Here is a 17063-nt window from a genome sequence, read left to right as displayed (position 1 = left end):
CTTACATGAACCAGCTAAAGACCAACCGCCAGCGCGGCGGTGCCGCCCACCTCCTGGGGCCCTACGGACTCGTAGTCATCCTGGTGGTCCTGTTCGCGGTGTTTGCCCTGATCCTGCCGCAAACGTTCCTGTCGGGCCGGAACTTCAACGCCATCCTCAGCAACCAGGCCATCCCGGCCCTGCTGGCACTCGGCGCCATGATCCCCATCGCCACCGGTAAGTTCGATCTGTCCATCGGCTACGGCCTGGGCCTCTCCCACGTGATCGTCCTCAAGCTCATTGTCGACGGCAGCATGCCGTGGGGTCTGGCAGCACTCGTAGCCATCGGCGTGATGGCGTTGGTGGGTGTCGTCAACGGGCTGCTGGTCGAATTCGGCCAGATCGACTCCTTCGTGGCGACCCTCGGAACCGGAACGGTGCTGTATGCCATCACCGGAGCCATCACTAACGGTGCACGTGTTGTGCCAGGCGATGGCGGACTGCCGGTTTCCTTCAAGGACCTCTACGATTCCAAGATCGCCGGGGTCCCCATCGTCGCTGTGTACCTGCTGGTGGTCGCCGTGATCCTGTGGATCCTGTTTGAACGCCTGCCGCTGGGACGCTACTTCTACGTGCTTGGATCCAATCCCCGAGCCGCTGCGCTGATCGGCATCCCCACCAAGCGGTACTCCATCTACGCATTCGCCTTCTCCGCCGTGGTTACTGGAGTGGCCGGCGTGCTCCTTGCTTCACAGCAGCAGATCGGTAACCCCAGCGTGGGTATGGATTACCTGCTGCCTGCCTTTGTGGGAGCACTGCTGGGTGCAACCGCCATCAAACCCGGGCGGGCCAACGTGATCGGGACCCTGGTTGCGGTCATCACCCTGGCCATCGGCCTGGCCGGCATCTCCCAGTTGGGCGCACAGTTCTGGGTCACTCCGCTCTTCAACGGCGTCACCCTGCTGATCGCCGTCGGCCTTGCCGGTTACTCCGCCCGCCGCAAACTCCGTGCCGGTGCCGTGGCCGCCCCGCCGCCCAGCCTTCCCGGAGCGGGCGACGACGGATCCCCGGCTCCCGCCGGCCCGCTCGCTGCCGCCGCACCGGAGCCCAAACCAGCTCCTTCCGCAGCACCCGCCCCAGCGACTACCTCTCTCTGACACACCTCTCAACAAGAACCATCTCAGGCACTTCCCACTGACTGAAAGGCTTCACCATGTCCAACTCTGCTCCCCGACTGCTGCTTGCGGCCGGTGCCATTATGGCCCTGGGGCTCACCGCTTGCACCAGCGGCTCCTCTGAATCCGCTGCCGCCGGTGCAACCGCAGCTTCGGCGGAAAGCGGCTGCACCGACGTCGTCGCATCCGCTAAGAAAGCCGTAGACACCGCCAGCAAGTCAGATGCCGCCTGGGACGGTCCCACCACCGGCCCCAAGGCCGTCGAGGGGAAGACACTGGTCTACGTTGCCCAGTCCATGACCAACCCCGGCGTCGCCGGAGTTGCCAAGGGCCTGCAGGAAGCCGCGGCCGCCATCGGCTGGAACGTCAAGGTCATCGACGGACTCGGAACCCCCGCCGGGATCCAGAGCGCATTCAGCCAGGCCCTCACCACAAAGCCCGACGGCATCGTCATCGGCGGTTTCGATCCCAAGACCACTGCCGCCCAGGTTGCCGAGGCCAACGCCGCCAAGATCCCGCTGGCCGCCTGGCAGGCTCTTTCCACCCCCGGCCCCAGCACTGACCCGCTGCTCTTCACCAACATCACCACCAAGGTTGAGGACGTTGCAAAGATCAGTGCCGACTTTGTCATCGCCAAATCGAACGGCAATGCCGGCGTCGTGATTTTCACTGACTCCTCCATCCCCTTTGCTGAGGGGAAATCGCAGATGATCAAGAAGGAACTGGAAACGTGCTCCGGGATCAAGGTCCTGGAATACGACAATGTTCCGCTCTCCGATGTAAGCGCACGGATGCCGCAGGAAGTGTCCTCCCTTCTGAGCAAGCACAACGAAGCCTGGACCTACTCCGTCGCCATCAATGACGTCTACTACGAGAACGCGGCAGCCGCCCTGCGTGCCGGCGGCGTGAAGGCAGACGGCGCTCCCTTCAACGTTGGGGCGGGCGACGGCGACTCCTCCGCACTGCAGCGCATCAAGGCGGGCGAGTACCAGACAGCCACTGTGCCGTCCCCGCTGAAGTCAGAGGGATGGCAGATTGTGGATGAGCTGAACAGGGCGTTCAACAACCAGCCTGCCAGCGGCTACGTCCCGCAGATCCACGTCTCCACCAAGGAGAACACCACGGCAACCGATGCGTGGGATCCGGTAGGTTACCAGGATGCCTACCTCAAGATCTGGGGCAAGTAGTCCCGGGCAAGCCCCCGGAACGTAAGCGTTACACAGCAAATACGGGCCTCGGCCCGGGAACCAAGGTTGGAAATTGAACTACGATAACAACCCGCAGGCCTCTGGCCCGGCGAAGAGCAAGGTCACTCCGGTGACCTATACGGCACGCTGTGCCGGCTTCGTCGGGCTGGGCTTGATGGGTGCCCCCATGGCCGCGAATCTCCTCAAGGCCGGCTGGACCGTCACCGCCTGGAACCGTTCCACAGCCGCCGTCGATGACTTCTTGCAGCTGGGTGGAGCCAGTGCCGCCAGTGTCGCGGACCTCCGGGACCAGCCGGTGATCATCTTCATGCTTCCGGACCTGTCCTTCATCGAGGAGGCGGCGTCCGGACTCCTGGATGAATGGAGGTTGGCGCCGCCTGAACCCGGAACGCTGGTGGTGGTCATGAGTAGCGTGTCGCCCGTGGGCGTGCAGGCCTTCGGCCTTGCTGTGGCCGAAGCGAGCGCCGGGAACGCCGCCGTGCTCGATGCACCGGTAAGCGGCGGAACAGAAGGGGCGCAACGCGGGAACCTGGCCATTATGGCAGGCGGTTCCGAGGAAAACTTTGCTCGGCTACTGCCCGTTTTCGAGGCAATGGGAACCACTGTGAGGCGGCTCGGCGAACTCGGGGCCGGTTCCCTCGCAAAGGCATGCAACCAGTTGATTGTGGGAACCACGACGGCGGCGCTCGCCGAGGCTGCCGAACTCGCGGAACGCTCGGGCATGGACGTCGGAGCGCTCTTCGAGGTGCTGTCGGGAGGGCTGGCCGCGAGCCGCGTCCTGGATTTCGTCGGCCCCCGGCTTGCAGCCAAGGACTACGCACCCACGGGACCGGCCAAGTTCATGCACAAGGACCTGTCGTTTGTGCTGGAGAGTGCCGCCGCCGTGAACGCCGCCGTACCGATGGCGTCCGCCGGCGTCGAACTCTACGCAAAGCTCAAGGCGCAAGGCCTGGGCGACCTTGATCTGGCCGTGGTACGGCAGACTATTGCAAATCTCAGCGCTGCCTCTGGCACCAGCACAGCCGGAACCAACAGTGCCGGAACCAGCACAGCCGGAACTACCACTGCCGGAACTACCACTGCCAGCACTGCGGACGTTATCGATACTGTTCAGGAGACAACACCATGAGTTCACTTTTTGACTTGACCGGGCGCACTGCCCTGGTGACGGGATCAAGCCGGGGGATCGGCAACGCACTTGCCCGTGCACTGGCCGACGCCGGCGCTACCGTTGTGCTGAACGGTATCAACGAGGAGCGGCTCAAGGCAGCCGAAGCCGCCATGGCTGCCGATTTTGCCCCGGGCCGGATCCACAGCTGCGCTTTCGACGTGACGAAGGATACAGAAGCGGCACGCGGCGTGGCCTGGGTGGAAGTGAACGTGGGCCCGCTCGAAATCCTGGTCAACAACGCCGGGATCCAGCACCGCGTGGCCATGCTCGACCTCAACGTCAAGGACTGGGAGCGGGTTCTCACCACGGACCTCACCAGCGCCTTCCTCGTGGGCCGTGAAGCTGCGCGCTTTATGATCCCGCGGGGCCACGGCAAGATCATCAACATCTGTTCAGTTCAGACCGATCTGGCGCGCCCCACCATCGCCCCGTACATCGCGGCCAAGGGCGGGCTGCGGAACCTCACCCGCGCCATGACGGCTGAGTGGGCGGCTGCAGGGCTTCAGATCAACGGCATCGCGCCGGGCTACATCCACACGGAGATGACCCAGAACCTGGTGGACGATGAACAGTTCAACTCCTGGATCCTGGGCAGGACTCCGGCCCGCCGCTGGGGCACCGTGCAGGACCTCGCCGGCCCGGCGGTGTGGCTGGCATCGGATGGGTCCAACTTCGTCAACGGCCAGACCATTTTCATCGATGGCGGAATGACGGTGGTGGTCTGATGAATACTTCCACCGGACTTACCCCGACCCTTCCCTTGGCCGGACTTCCCGAAACGGGTCCCGCCGTCGTCGCACACGCCGCCGGTGATCTCCGGATCGAAAATATCCCCCTCGCGTCACCACAACCCGATCAGGCTGTCGTCGAAATAGCTTATGGCGGCATCTGCGGCTCGGACCTGCATTACTGGCTGCATGGTGCAGCCGGAGAGTCGGTGCTCAAAGCGCCGATGGTGCTGGGGCATGAAATCGTGGGTGTGGTGGTCCGCGCGGCGGCAGACGGAACAGGTCCAGCAGAGGGCTCCGCTGTTGCTGTGCATCCGGCGACGCCGGGACCGGGCACAGGTCCCGGCGTCGTCAGGTACCCGGAGGACCGGCCCAACCTCTCACCGGGCTGCACCTACCTTGGCAGCGCCGCGCGGTTCCCGCACACGGACGGTGCATTCAGCCGCTACGCGAACCTGCCTTCCCGGATGCTGCGGGTCCTTCCCTCCGGACTGGATCTCAAAACGGCGTCCCTGGCGGAACCAGCCAGCGTTGCGTGGCATGCCGTGTCGCGGGCCGGCGATGTCCGAGGCAAGACTGCCCTGGTGATCGGCAGCGGCCCCATCGGAGCGCTGGTAGTGGCCGTGCTCAAGCGTGCTGGAGCAGCCCGGATCGTGGCTGTGGACATGCACCGCAAACCCCTCGAAATCGCACAGGCAGTCGGGGCTGATGCAGTGCTTGAGGCAGGAGACGCCGAGGCGATCGCGGCCGTGGAGGCCGACGTCGTTATTGAATCCTCCGGCAGCCACCACGGCCTGGCCTCGGCCATCAAGGGCGCGGTCCGTGGCGGGAAAGTGGTGATGGTTGGCCTGTTGCCGTCCGGGCCCCAGCCGGTGCTGATTTCCCTGGCCATCACACGGGAGCTTGAACTGCTGGGATCGTTCAGGTTCAATGACGAGATCGACGACGTCATTGCCGCGCTGGCCGACGGGTCCCTGTTCGTGGACCCCGTCATCACCCACGTCTTCCCGCTGGAGCAAGGCCTTGCAGCGTTCGAAACGGCAAAGAATTCCGCCGAGTCGGGCAAGGTGCTGCTGAGTTTCGCGCCGGGATCCTCAGCCGGCGAGGCGGCCTCGTGACTGCCATCCGTCCTATGGTGGTTATGGGCGTTTCCGGCAGCGGCAAAAGCGTACTGGGACAAGCCCTTGGGCAAAGCCTGGGGATCCCCTTTATCGATGCGGACGACCTCCATCCCGCATCCAACAAGGCACTGATGGCCGCAGGCACCCCGCTCACCGATGAGGACAGGATTCCCTGGCTGAACGTGGTGGCGGCGACCATTGCTGCGGGAGTCAGCGAGGGCAATCCGAGTGTTGTCGCCTGCTCGGCGCTCAAACGCTCCTACCGCGACCTGCTGCGGAGCCAGGTGCCGGATCTGCTCCTGATCTACATCGACGGCGCAGCGGAAATCATCGCCCGCAGGCTTGAAACGCGGGAGCACGAGTTTATGCCCGCAACGCTTCTGGCTTCCCAGCTCGCCACGCTGGAACCGCCCCAGGCCGACGAAGCCCACCTCAGGGTTCCGGCCGAACTGACGGTGGAGGAGGCCGTGGAGCTGATCCGGAACACCCTGGATTTATCCTCGGCCGCTCCGCCGCGCTGACACCGGCGGGCTGAGCTTGGCGGTGGGCCGTCTGGCGGAGGCGCGCGTACGGGGCGTTGTCCAGTTCCGGTTGGCCCTCCAGTGGACCGGGTCAGGGAACTGGAAACGGAATTACGACGGCGGACCGGGCTGCGCCGGTGCGTGGTGGCCACAAACAAACCCCGCGCGCTGTACGGGACTTCGAGCAGGCTTGGCTACGTTGCGGCACGGCCGGAGCGAGATCGGGGGACGCAGCCCGAGTGGGGGAGGGCAGCGGACCGAACACGGCGCAGCTGATCGCTGGTCGTCTGGGTGCTGTTATCCGGCCGCTTCCGGCAGCTTTTGTCTACAAGTCCGGCACCGCCAGGGACGCGGCACTGCATTCGGAGCTGGTCCAGGATTCCCTGCACCTGGGTCCGCAATGTGATGTCGAGGATACCCCTGCGATGCTCGGAATCGGGTTTGCTGAACTGCGTCAGATCCCCCAACGGATCGCCGTCGCCGTCGGCCGGCACAAGATAGCTCCCATTGCCGCTGCCAGCAGCGGTGGCATGATCTCCGAACTGGTCACAGATCATGCCACCGCTGCTGACTTGGTGACCTGGCCCCAGGCCTAGCAGGCAGAGACTCAGGCCGCCCGATTCCTCAACCGCGAGCGGGTGCGTTGCGGACCGTTGGAGTGGGTGATCCGGCGGCCTGCCATTCGGCGAAGCTCACGGCACGGTTCATGCCAGGGCCCGCGTAGTAGACGGTGGGGGACCCGTAGTCCTTGTAGAACTGGTCTCCCTGGATCCTCTGCACAGCTGCGGGTGTCGGGAAGGCTTCGGCTTGCCACTCAGCATACCCAAGAGGGCGGCCGGCTCCGTTGGTGACGTTGGACATCCGGGCGATTTCCGGTGCCCAGGTCAGCTTCAGGAACCCTTCAGCGGACCGGTGTTCGAAGGGACGCAGCCCGGAAGCTTGCCATTCGGGATAGGTGAGTTTGTGGGTCACCCCGTCTTCGCCCTTGACGAAGATTTCAGACGAGGTGCGCCACTGGTAGTAGTAGCTTCCCTTGATCCACCCTGCGATGCGTGGGGAGGGCTGGCCGGCGCTCAGCCATTGCTGGTATGACAGTCGCTTCCAGAGCCATGCGTTTTCCCCGCCCGGGAAGAACATCACCATGTAGATGGAAGGGGACCACGGGTACTTTACGAAGTCCGTCGGGACCAGCGTGGGCGGCTGCTGCTTGTAGGCGCTCGTCCACTTTTCGTAGCTCAGCGGGACAGGGGTTACGTTCACGAGTTCATAGATGGTGGGGTCATAGGCAGACTTGAACAGCGGCCAGAGCTCTGGCGTGGGGGTGGGGGTGGGGGTGGGGGTGGGGGGTGCCACCGGCGGCTGGTCAAGTTCGCCCCCCGAGTAAAGGAACGCCTGGGTGGCAGCCCAGCTCTTCCCATCTACTGTCGGGCCGGAGATTGTGGCAGGTGTACCGCCGGCGACTGCTGTTTTGGCGTTCCATGCCCAGCGCTTGAGCACGCCCGTGGAATCTGCAACATAGAGATTCGCGCCGTCCAGCATCAGCGACCTGGTGGTCGACCAGGCAGGACTGCTTGCATTGCTCGGCGCCACGAATTGCTCTGCGCCGATGACGTTGATCTCCGTGCTGAAGTGCCGGTAGTAGAGTCGGGAATCGCCGCTGAGGGTGTAGTACATCCGTGAGGCCGCGGTGTCGTAGAACATTCCGGTGATCTTGGTGACGTTGGCCGGGAAATCCGTCAGGCCGCGTTGATCGATGACGGACGCCGTGCCGAAGGTGGTTCCGTCGAATGTCTGGACGCGGAACGTTCCGTCAGTCCGGCCGCTGTACAGCTTGTTGTCAATCATGAACGTGCCGCGCATTGAGCCGAAGGGCTGGCTGGTCGCCATCACTGAGGAAGCCGTCACGGCTGTGCCGCTGAAGCTCCTCTGGATGAGGGAGGTCGGGGGCAATGCGGTGCCGTTGTCGTCGGTTGCCGCGCCGGCCAGGAAGACCGTTCCGGGGAGTTCGCCCGGGTAATCAGGGAGCAGCGGCGTACCGCCTTGGACCGGCATAAATGCCAAGCGGCCGTGATACTGGAAATTCGAGATGCGGTCGGTGTCACTGCCGATCCAAAGGCCGGTGTCGGTGGCCACAAAGCTGTAGACGCCATAGCCGCGGGTGCGGCCGGGGTTCCACGCGAGGGGCAGGCCGTTCCGGACGTCGACGGCGGCAAGCCCCATCCGCTCCACTGCCCCGGGGCCCGCGCTACCCCCGGCGAAAGGATTGTTGAGCCAGCGCTGATGCCCGCCGAGGTAAACGGTGGTTTGGGTGACGGCAACGCGGGTCAGGGTATCGCCGCCGGTGTAGTCAACCCACGTGGGTTTTACGTCCGAACCGCCGGCCCCTATCTCAAACCTGGCCGCGGTGTCACAGAGGGTGTTGGCGTAGTACCCGCCGGTGGTGACGATGACGAAATACTTCCCGTCAGGTGAGATATCGACATCCCTCATATAGCTGTCAAACGCCAGGCTGCATGCGGGGGCATAGCCCTCGGTGGACCAGTTGGCGAGTGATGTGGGAGAGGTAGTGAGGTCTGCCATCAGGATCTGTTTGCGGGACTGGCCATTGGCCATGGTGAAGTTGCCGATGCCCACCATGCGTCTCCCGTCAGGGGTGATGTCCATGCGGGACATCTGCAGCGCACCTTGCCTGGGAACACTAATGTCCAGGCTGACGTTCGGCGCCAGGGCACCGGTGCTCGGGTTCACTGCAGCGAAAAGTGACCGGGCAGTTGGCCCTGCATTCATGAAGCGGCCGGCGAGGTACAGCAGCCCGTTCCGCAGGCGCATCTGGTTCACGCGGCCGTCAAAGGCAGGAGGCGCAAATGACGTGTCCTGCTGGCCTGTGAAGACATTGATCTTGGCGAGGCCGCGGGCCGTCACACCGTTGACTGAATTGAAGGAACCTGCGATCCAGACATGCACGCCGTCACCCACGGCCAGTACATCCATAATCTCGCCAGTGAGCGCCACATTCAGATCGGTGATGCTGTTGGCGCTGTTGAACGCGAAAATGTTTGTCCGCGCTATTTCGGTGGTACTGGAATCGTTGCGGACCCTGGTGAAGTTTCCGGTGGCCACCGTCAGATCGCCCACCTGGGCGAAGCCGGCCACGTAGCCATCCAGTACGTGCGGAGTTCCCCGCTTGGCGTTCGCGCTGACCACCACATTCTGGGTCCCGGGCTGAACAGCGGCAGCCTGTGATAGCGGAATCAGCGCCAAGAATCCGGCACATAAGGCCGCGGCAACGACTGATCCCCAAACAACCATCCAGGGCGGAGCCGTGCCTGTGCGCTCGTAGGGAAAGTCTGCCTGCGCCGTGGTCCGCTGTCGCTGCACGTTTCCTGCTCTCGTAGCCCCTATTGCTGGACATCCTTCTCCAGGTCCGCCTGGCGTAGCCGGAGCCAGCATTGAGTATGAGAAGTATTCACTCCGCGACCAACCGAGGAGAACACGTAGTAATTCCGTCCTCGTGGGAGCTGGGGCAGGTAGTTTTTAGGAGGATTAAGTGGTGGCATGGCGGCAAGGACGTGCGCGTCCCGGCGAACGTGAGGTGCAGCGGGAGCGTGTCCGGATCAAAGAACATGGTCGCTGGTTTGTCCACTGCAAAATCAGCGGAACGTGAGTGAGTTCAATGTTGGGCCAGTGAGCAAGGGGACTCAAATGGAGTTCCCCTCGCCGGGCGCACCGAATCATCGCTGGAAGCCCGCTTTTTTCATCGACCCAAACCAGCCAATAAACAGACGATCTATGAGGAGAAGTTATGTCCCGTTCTTCAGTCAACACACGCACTAAGGTCCTTGCCGGTGGCGTCACCGCCATAGCAGTGGTCGGCGGCCTTTTCGCCGCAGGCAGCGCCGAGCACTTCGCTGCCGCCCGCTGGCTAAGGAGACCCATTAAAAGCAGCCGGCACCACACAATGTATGCGGTGCCGGCCTTGCGAGATGTGATGGAGGGTCCGGGTTATTCCTGCAGGATGTGGTGGAGGGTCCGGGTTTTTCCTGCAGGATGTGATGGAGGGTCCGGGTCAGATGCCCAGCTCGGCCCTCAGCTTCTCAACGTGGCCCTGGGCCTTGACCTGGTACTCGGCCAACTTCACTTTGCCCTCGGGGTCCAGCACAACTGTGGAGCGGACGATACCCTCGCGGACCTCGCCGTCGATCAGCTTCTCTCCCCACGCGCCGTAGGCCAAGGCCACGGAGTGGTCCTCGTCAGCCAGCAGGGGGAACGTCAGGGAGAAATCGCCCGTGAAGCGGGAGAGCTTTTCGGGGGCGTCCGGAGACACCCCCAGCACCTCGTAACCGGAGCCCTTGAAGGACGCAAGATTGTCGCGGAAATCGCAGGCCTCGGTAGTGCAGCCAGGGGTCGCAGCTTCGGGGTAGAAGTAAACGATCACGTTTTTGCCGTGGTAATCCGACAGCGAGATCTTGTTGCCGTCAGCGTCGAGCAGGCTGAAATCAGGGGCCTGCGATCCGGGCTGCAGCTTGTTGATCAGGTTCGGGCTCATAGTGGTCCTTAAGGAGATTACTTGGAATCAATCATAATAAGTGAAACCGGTGGTCGTCTCTGAGATCAACTCCGCCGTCACATGCAGTATTCCTCAGGCCCGTTACAGCCATTCCAAAACCGCTCTTGTCAGACGCCGCCCCGGCGGATCAACCGGCCCCGAGGACTCCTGAAGTCCACAAGGTTGCCGCGCAGGTAGGTCCGGCGGATTACACCGGAAAGCTCCCGCCCGTCGTAGGGGGTGATGGGGTTCTTGTGCTTCAGTCTGGAGGCGTCCACGACGAACCGTTCGTCCGGGGCGAAGACGGCGAAATCGGCGTCGCGACCCGCTGCGATCTGCCCCTTATCCCGCAGCATGACAAGTTCCGCAGGCTTTGCAGCCATCCAGGAAATCACCTGTTCCAACGGGATGGCTCGCCGCCGCGCTTCGGTCCAGATGAGGGACAGGCCCAGCTGAAGCGAGGACACCCCGCCCCAGGCCACCGCGAAGTCTCCGTGTTCCAGGTCCTTCAGGTCAAGGGTGCTGGGGGAGTGGTCCGAGGCGATGAAGTCGATGGTTCCGTCCAGCAGGCCGTCCCAGAGGCGTTCACGGTTGGAGGCCTCCCGGATGGGCGGGCAGCACTTGAAGGCGGTGGCGCCGTCGGGAATTTCCTCGGCAGTGAGCGTGAGGTAGTGGGGGCATGTCTCGGCGGTGAGGCGGACGCCGTCGCGCTTTGCGGCGGCAATCAGGGGCAGCGCGTCCGACGACGACAGGTGAAGTATGTGCGCGCGGGCGCCGGTCCGGCGGGCCCGTTCGATCACCTCGGTGATGGCCCGGTTCTCGGCAGCGCGGGGGCGGGAGGCCAGGAAGCCGGAGTAGCTGGTGCCCTCGGCGCCGGGTGCCTCGTCGATGGTGTGGGGGTCTTCAGCGTGGACGATCATGACCGAATCGAAGGACTTGAGCTCGGCCATGTCCTCTTCCATCTCGTCCGCACCCAGCTGAGGGAATTCGTCCACCCCGGAGTACAGCAGGAAACACTTGAAGCCGAAGACACCCTCGGCATGCAGCGGCCGCAGGTCAGCCTTGTTGCCGGGGATGGCTCCTCCCCAGAACCCCACGTCCACAAAGGCCTGGTCTGCGGCGGCTTCGCGTTTGAGTTTCAGAGCCTCAGCCGTGGTGGTGGGAGGAATGCTGTTGAGCGGCATGTCGATGATGGTGGTCACGCCGCCTGCCGCTGCGGCGCGGGTGGCAGAGGCGAAACCCTCCCACTCCGTACGGCCCGGTTCATTGACGTGGACGTGGGTGTCCACAAGGCCTGGGATAAGGGTTTCATCTTCGGACAGCTCCACCATTTCAGCGCCGGCCAAGCCATACCCCAGCGGCTCGACAGCCATGATCTTTCCAGCGCGGACGCCTACTTCCCGCGGCGCTGTTCCGTCGGGGGTCAGTACGAGTTGGCCACGGATCACCAGGTCAAAGGTCTCATCAGTCACGCAGGTCTCCTTCAGGCTGGCCTTCTACCCACGTGTCTACCCTGCTTTGGGGCCAGGTCAAAGCGGGCCACTGCAGTTAAACAGCAGTTAAACAGTTCCGTCCCGCCGCCGTAGCGTCGTGGAAACACCCGGAGCCTAGCGTGACTTATGACCACAGCGGCGTTCCCGAATGCCGCCCCCACAACGATTGGCGGCCTCGATGAAAATCCCACTCACTGCGGAGACCCTGACTAGGGACACCACGGTTCCGGCGAAGAAACCGCTCTATAAGTCCCTGTTCCTCCAGCTCCTCATCGCAGTACTCCTGGGCATCGTGATCGGGCACTTCTGGCCAAACCTCGGTTCCACTCTGCGCCCGTTGGGTGACGGGTTTATCCAGCTCATCAAGATGATCATTGCCCCGCTGATTTTCCTCGTGATCGTCACAGGCATCTCGGCGGTGGGCGACGTCAAGGCAGTGGGCCGGGTTGGTGTGAAGGCCCTGGTGTATTTCACCGGTGCCACGCTGTTCGCGCTGGTGTTCGGCCTGATCGTGGCCAACATAGTCCAGCCTGGGGCCGGGCTGAACATTGATCCGGCCACGTTGTCCCAGGACGCACTGAACGCCAAAACATCCGCTGCCCCGCCCAGCGACGCCGGGCAGTTCATCCTGGGCATCATTCCCACCAGCGTTGTGGGCGCCTTCGCCTCCAACAGCCTCCTCCAGGTGCTGTGCTTCTCTGTGTTCTTCGGCGCAGCGATCGTGGTGGTTGGCAGGGAGCGGTGCATGCCCGTGGTCAGCCTCCTGGAAACAGTGCTGGAGCTTTTCTTCAAAATCATGGGCTGGGTCATGCGGGTTGCGCCGATCGGGGCGTTCGGAGCCATGGCATTCATCATCGGGCAGTACGGCCTGGGCTCCCTGAGCACCTACGCGCTGCTCATCGCTGCCTGCTACGGGGCCGCCATCATCTTCATCGGACTACTTTTCGTCGTCGCGTGGGTCTACCCGCGGGTGCCGCTGTGGCAATTCATTAAGTACTCCCGCGAGGAGTTCCTGCTGGCCCTCGGCACTGCGTCCACTGAATCAGTGCTGCCGCGCATCATGACCAAGCTGACCAACGCCGGCTGTTCACGCGCCACCACAGGACTGGTGGTTCCCACCGGTTACTCGTTCAACCTCGACGGCGCCGCGCTCTACCTTTCAATTTCCCTGCTGTTCCTGGCCCAGGCATTCGGCCACAACCTGGATCTCGGCCAGCAGCTTGCGGCCCTGGGAATCCTTATGCTCACGTCCAAGGGCATGGCCGGCGTCCCGGGATCGGCGTTCCTGGCGCTCTCGGCAACGGCCGGCGCGCTTGGCATCTTCCCGGTGGCAGGTGTCGCACTCCTGCTTGGGGCTGACCGCCTGATGGATTCGATGCGCGTGGTGGTCAACCTTTTGGGGAACTGCGTTGCGACGTTTGTGGTGGCTAAGTGGGAGGGGCAGTTCGACCGCGAAGCCATGCTGGCGGCGTTCCAAACCAATCCCTCTGCGGAAGATCGTGCGGTTGAAGAGGCGGCTGAGGACGCGGTTCAAGCAGGCAAGAAATCCTCTTCTGCCGCCGGAGTAAATGGATCGGCGGACGGTGCTGTGCCGGAGGTGGCCCTATTGAAATAGGGATCCTGACTTAGCTTCTCTGCTACTCTGGCGCCAATATTCCGGCTGCCTGAGGATCCTCAAGATGAAGCTTGACTTTAGTGCCCTGGCTCAATGGCCTGGAAACCTCTCCGCAAGTAGGGCAGTCTGATGGATCCCCTCAGCACTGTGCGCCAGCGACTGGTGAATCAGCGTTTGGCGGGGGAGCCCTTCTCCGATGCGGCGGAGGCGGTCCGCTGGCTCGGGGCCGTGCAGGCGCAGGAGTTCGCCGAGGCCAAGTGGTCTTTGGCCGAACGTACGAACGGTTGCACGGATGCCGACGTAGAGGCCGCCTTCGCCCGGGGTGACATCATCAGGACACACCTGCTGCGGCCCACCTGGCATTTCGTTGCCCGCGAGGATCTGCGCTGGATGCTGAGGTTGAGCCGTCCGCGTGTTCACGCGCTCAACCGCCACTGGTACGGCAAGTTTGGCGCCAGCCCTGAGCTGCTCATTCGGTCCCACGAAGTCTTCGCCCGGACTCTCGCCGGCGATGGTCCCCTGACCCGGCGGGAACTGGTGGAACGCCTGGCGCAGGACGGCATCGAGACAAGCGGTCCTCAGCTTGCCTACTTCCTTATGTACGCGGAGCTCGAAGAGCTCATCTGCAGCGGCCCGCGTCGCGGCAAACAGCACACTTATGCCCTGGTCGATGATCGTGTGCCGGTGACCGCGCTGGATGACCGGTCGCGTGAGTCAGCGCTGGACGAGCTCGCACTGCGCTACTTCCGGAGCCACGGTCCAGCCACGGTAAGGGACTTCACCACCTGGTCGAGCTTCACTGTTGCCGATACCAAGGCAGCTCTCCAACGCCTCAACGGACAGCTCGAGTGCATCAATGATGAGGATGGGAGCAGCTGGTATTCAGTGCCTGCTGCTGGTGTGGTTTCGCCGAGGCTTACAGGGGCATTCCTCATCTCGATGTTCGATGAAACCGTGGTCGCCTACCAGGACCTGCGCGTCGTGCTCGCTCACGAGCCGTCGCGGCCCGGGCTGTTCCTGGACCGGGCCATTGTGATCGACGGCCGCACTGTGGGCAGCTGGAAAAGAACCATAAATGGACGTTCGGCGGTCGTGGAAGCGACGCTCTTCCTAGCCCTTACCAGGCGGGAGGAAGAAGCGCTTGACCAGGCGGTCCACCGCTTCGGACGCTTCCTGGAAATGGAGGCCACGGTCAAACTGCAATTGGCCCCCTCAGTCACCCCAGAGTAAGTCGTTAGGGCCGGTCGCTGCCACGCCCCAACAGTGCGGATGCGTTTGCGGCAACGATGAGGATTATGCCTGCCCACTCGATGACTCCGAGCGCTTCATGGAGTGCAACCGCTCCTATGAATGCCGCAAAGACCGGGTTGATGCTCATGAGGATTCCGAACAGGTTTGCGCGGACCCGCCGTAAAGTGATGAGGTCCGCAACATACGGCACCACCGACGCCAGCACCCCGGCACCAACCGCGCAAAGGATAGTAAAGGCATCCGGGCGGTGGGTCAGGAAGATCGTGATGCCGACCGGGAGGAACAACACGGCGGAGACCCCTGTTGCGGTTGCGGTGCCGTGGATCCCTGGTATGCGTGCGCCGACGGTTTGGTTGAGCACTATATAAGCGGCCCAGCTGCAAGCGGCCGTGAGAGCCAGCCCTACCCCCAGATAGTCAGTGGAGGCCTCGGGCTGCGTGATGGCCACGACTCCGGCTCCCGCGATGGCTGCGCACGCTGCGCCGCCTTTGGTCCTGCAGGAAAGCAGGGCGATGGCCAGGGGCCCAAGGAATTCTAGGGTCACGGCCAGACCAAGGCCGATTCGTTCTACCGCCGCGTACAGGGAGAGATTCATCGTCGAGAAGACGGCCGCGAGCAGAAGAACGGGCCACCACTGGTGCCGCGTCAGAGTCCAGACCCGTGGCCTCACGATTGGCAAGAGTACCGCGGCAGCGATGAGCTGCCGTACGGCGACCACACCCATCGAACCAATGACCGGAAATGCGAGCGAACCGCTGGCTGCACCCAATTGCGTTGACAAGGCGCTGGCCACAAGTATCGCGGCCCCGGCTGCACGCCCCTGGCTTGCGGTCTCGTTTTTACTCATGAAGGGAGTTTGGGACAGAAACCAATATTCACATAATGCATAAAATGGGGAGTTATGCGTCCAGCGCATGAATATACTGGACCATGAACCTGGAACTGCGACACCTGCGTTCCCTGATAGCAGTAGCCCAAGCAGGGAGTTTCACCGATGCCGCCATCGAGCTGGGAATTTCCCAAGCGGCGGTGTCCCGGAATGTCGCTGCCCTGGAGGCTTGCCTGGGTGTTCGGCTGCTTCACCGGACCACCCGCAGTGTCGAACTGACCCCCGCAGGGGAGCGGGCCATGCGTCCGGCGCGCCGGGCCCTCTCCATTCTGGCGGACCTCCAGCAGGAGGCGCTATCCGGTGGAAGTACAGTCCGGATCGGGTATGCGTGGGCTGCTTTGGGAAGGCACACTCCTGAATTTCAGCGCAGATGGGCCGCTGCCTTCCCGCACACCGAACTCCGCCTCACCAGGATAAACGCTCCAACCGCGGGGCTGGCAGAAGGAACAAGCGATTTTGCGATCCTGCGGCGTGTGCCTGATACAGCCGCCTTCGCTCTCGTTCTCATCGGTGTCGAGAAACGCTATTGTGCCATGGCGGCGGAGGATCCTCTGGCCGGAAAGCGGAGCGTTACCTTGGCACAGGTCAGCAGGGCGCCGCTGGCTATCGACGTGCGTACCGGAAGCACGAGGCTGGATCTATGGCCCGAAGGGGAACAGCCCGCCCGGACGGTGGTCACGGAGGATGTAGACGATTGGCTTACGGTGATCGGAAGCGGCAAAGCCCGGGGTGTGACCCCGGAATCGACTGCCCATCAATACCGGCGCCGTGGTCTTGTCTACCGTCCGGTTCGTGACGCAGCTCCGGTTCCCGTCTATGCTGCCTGGTCCAAAGCTGACCCGCCCGCCGCGCGTAAGGAAGTCATCGAAATCCTCGCGGGCCTCTATTCCTGAGTGCGCCGTTGAGGTGCAGCTGCTTCATTAGGGGTCCAGCGTCGGGTCAAAGGGTTGCCAGGAGGCCCGCCGTTTGCTCAAGCGCGCCCGGCACCAGCGAGTAGTACGCCCATGTGCCGCGCTTTTCCCGGTGCAGCAATCCGGCGTCGACCAGGATCTTCAGGTGATGGGAGACGGTGGGCTGTCCCAGGTCCAAAGGCTCCGTAAGGTCGCAGACGCATGTTCCGCCCTCACTGCCGGCCTTGACGATCGAAAGCAGGCGCAGCCGGTTCGGATCAGCAAGCGCCTTGAAGGCCAATGCCCTCTGCTGGGCGTCCTCCGCGTTCAGAATCATTTCGCCTGAAGGCTCGCAGCAGGTGTCCGACGCCGTCACCTCGAGAGTTCGCAGAGAGTTCATAGACCAATTATGCACGTAGATTGACATCCGTCGATATGTCCGGTGATACTTCCATATCGACATCTGTCAATTTAGC

15 protein-coding genes are annotated in these 17063 nt (G+C 63.2%); 10 read left to right on the top strand and 5 right to left on the bottom strand.

The features are described 5' to 3' along the window. The first annotated feature begins 5 nt into the window (after positions 1-5). The 7 genes from M1D88_RS18465 (at position 6) to M1D88_RS18435 (ending at position 6499) form a co-directional block, all read left to right on the top strand. Positions 6-1136: an ABC transporter permease gene (locus M1D88_RS18465; protein WP_458112184.1), complete on the top strand. Its 1131-nt coding sequence runs from the start codon at positions 6-8 to the stop codon at positions 1134-1136. A gap of 56 nt (positions 1137-1192) precedes the next feature. After that, positions 1193-2341, top strand: a complete 1149-nt coding sequence (locus tag M1D88_RS18460) for a substrate-binding domain-containing protein (protein ID WP_458112183.1) — start codon at positions 1193-1195, stop codon at positions 2339-2341. A gap of 175 nt (positions 2342-2516) precedes the next feature. Continuing rightward, positions 2517-3491 carry an NAD(P)-dependent oxidoreductase gene (locus M1D88_RS18455; RefSeq protein WP_458114570.1) on the top strand — a complete coding sequence of 325 codons (975 nt, stop codon included), beginning with the start codon at positions 2517-2519 and terminating at the stop codon, positions 3489-3491. Beyond that, positions 3488-4258: an SDR family oxidoreductase gene (locus M1D88_RS18450; protein ID WP_458112182.1), complete on the top strand. Its 771-nt coding sequence runs from the start codon at positions 3488-3490 to the stop codon at positions 4256-4258. The genes M1D88_RS18455 and M1D88_RS18450 overlap by 4 nt, the downstream gene beginning before the upstream one ends. Continuing rightward, positions 4258-5379: an L-idonate 5-dehydrogenase gene (locus M1D88_RS18445; protein WP_458112181.1), complete on the top strand. Its 1122-nt coding sequence runs from the start codon at positions 4258-4260 to the stop codon at positions 5377-5379. The genes M1D88_RS18450 and M1D88_RS18445 overlap by 1 nt, the downstream gene beginning before the upstream one ends. After that, positions 5376-5903, top strand: coding sequence for a gluconokinase (locus M1D88_RS18440; protein ID WP_458112180.1), 528 nt, complete (start codon positions 5376-5378; stop codon positions 5901-5903). The genes M1D88_RS18445 and M1D88_RS18440 overlap by 4 nt, the downstream gene beginning before the upstream one ends. Before the next feature lie 239 nt (positions 5904-6142). Continuing rightward, positions 6143-6499, top strand: a complete 357-nt coding sequence (locus tag M1D88_RS18435) for a sugar-binding domain-containing protein (RefSeq protein WP_458112179.1) — start codon at positions 6143-6145, stop codon at positions 6497-6499. A gap of 28 nt (positions 6500-6527) precedes the next feature. Here the strand turns inward: M1D88_RS18435 and M1D88_RS18430 are convergent, their stop codons facing one another. The 3 genes from M1D88_RS18430 to allB form a co-directional block, all read right to left on the bottom strand. Further along, entirely contained in the window at positions 6528-9281 is a 2754-nt protein-coding gene (locus M1D88_RS18430; protein WP_458112178.1) for a hypothetical protein, read from the bottom strand. A gap of 688 nt (positions 9282-9969) precedes the next feature. Further along, a complete protein-coding gene (bcp, locus tag M1D88_RS18425; RefSeq protein ID WP_458112177.1) occupies positions 9970-10449 on the bottom strand; it encodes a thioredoxin-dependent thiol peroxidase in 480 nt (159 codons plus the stop codon). A 128-nt stretch (positions 10450-10577) separates the two neighbouring features. After that, positions 10578-11921: an allantoinase AllB gene (gene allB, locus M1D88_RS18420; RefSeq protein ID WP_458112176.1), complete on the bottom strand. Its 1344-nt coding sequence runs from the start codon at positions 11919-11921 to the stop codon at positions 10578-10580. A gap of 199 nt (positions 11922-12120) precedes the next feature. Between allB and M1D88_RS18415 the strand changes: the two genes are divergently transcribed. After that, positions 12121-13557 carry a cation:dicarboxylate symporter family transporter gene (locus tag M1D88_RS18415; protein WP_458112175.1) on the top strand — a complete coding sequence of 479 codons (1437 nt, stop codon included), beginning with the start codon at positions 12121-12123 and terminating at the stop codon, positions 13555-13557. A gap of 129 nt (positions 13558-13686) precedes the next feature. Further along, positions 13687-14787: a winged helix DNA-binding domain-containing protein gene (locus M1D88_RS18410; protein WP_458112174.1), complete on the top strand. Its 1101-nt coding sequence runs from the start codon at positions 13687-13689 to the stop codon at positions 14785-14787. 4 nt (positions 14788-14791) lie between these two features. On the opposite strand, the gene M1D88_RS18405 is transcribed toward M1D88_RS18410, so the two are convergent. After that, on the bottom strand, positions 14792-15655 hold the full coding sequence (locus M1D88_RS18405; protein ID WP_458112173.1) for an EamA family transporter: 864 nt from the start codon (positions 15653-15655) through the stop codon (positions 14792-14794). An 83-nt stretch (positions 15656-15738) separates the two neighbouring features. Between M1D88_RS18405 and M1D88_RS18400 the strand changes: the two genes are divergently transcribed. Beyond that, on the top strand, positions 15739-16590 hold the full coding sequence (locus M1D88_RS18400) for a LysR family transcriptional regulator (RefSeq protein ID WP_458112172.1): 852 nt from the start codon (positions 15739-15741) through the stop codon (positions 16588-16590). 46 nt (positions 16591-16636) lie between these two features. Here the strand turns inward: M1D88_RS18400 and M1D88_RS18395 are convergent, their stop codons facing one another. Continuing rightward, positions 16637-16987 (bottom strand): ArsR/SmtB family transcription factor, encoded by a 351-nt coding sequence (locus M1D88_RS18395; RefSeq protein ID WP_458112171.1) that lies wholly within the window; start codon positions 16985-16987, stop codon positions 16637-16639. Between the last annotated feature and the right edge of the window lie 76 nt (positions 16988-17063).

The sequence above is a fragment of the Arthrobacter sp. R1-13 genome (assembly GCF_054161475.1).
This window is presented reverse-complemented; position numbering and strand designations above follow the sequence as displayed.

Bases quoted from the DNA above. Each gene is read 5' to 3' on its own strand.
- M1D88_RS18395 (WP_458112171.1), bottom strand. From the start codon at position 16,987: ATGAACTCTCTGCGAACTCTCGAGGTGACGGCGTCGGACACCTGCTGC.
- M1D88_RS18400 (WP_458112172.1), top strand. From the start codon at position 15,739: ATGAACCTGGAACTGCGACACCTGCGTTCCCTGATAGCAGTAGCCCAA.
- M1D88_RS18450 (WP_458112182.1), top strand. From the start codon at position 3,488: ATGAGTTCACTTTTTGACTTGACCGGGCGCACTGCCCTGGTGACGGGA.
- M1D88_RS18465 (WP_458112184.1), top strand. From the start codon at position 6: ATGAACCAGCTAAAGACCAACCGCCAGCGCGGCGGTGCCGCCCACCTC.
- M1D88_RS18415 (WP_458112175.1), top strand. From the start codon at position 12,121: ATGAAAATCCCACTCACTGCGGAGACCCTGACTAGGGACACCACGGTT.
- M1D88_RS18460 (WP_458112183.1), top strand. From the start codon at position 1,193: ATGTCCAACTCTGCTCCCCGACTGCTGCTTGCGGCCGGTGCCATTATG.
- bcp (WP_458112177.1), bottom strand. From the start codon at position 10,449: ATGAGCCCGAACCTGATCAACAAGCTGCAGCCCGGATCGCAGGCCCCT.
- M1D88_RS18445 (WP_458112181.1), top strand. From the start codon at position 4,258: ATGAATACTTCCACCGGACTTACCCCGACCCTTCCCTTGGCCGGACTT.
- M1D88_RS18405 (WP_458112173.1), bottom strand. From the start codon at position 15,655: ATGAGTAAAAACGAGACCGCAAGCCAGGGGCGTGCAGCCGGGGCCGCG.
- M1D88_RS18455 (WP_458114570.1), top strand. From the start codon at position 2,517: ATGGGTGCCCCCATGGCCGCGAATCTCCTCAAGGCCGGCTGGACCGTC.
- M1D88_RS18410 (WP_458112174.1), top strand. From the start codon at position 13,687: ATGGATCCCCTCAGCACTGTGCGCCAGCGACTGGTGAATCAGCGTTTG.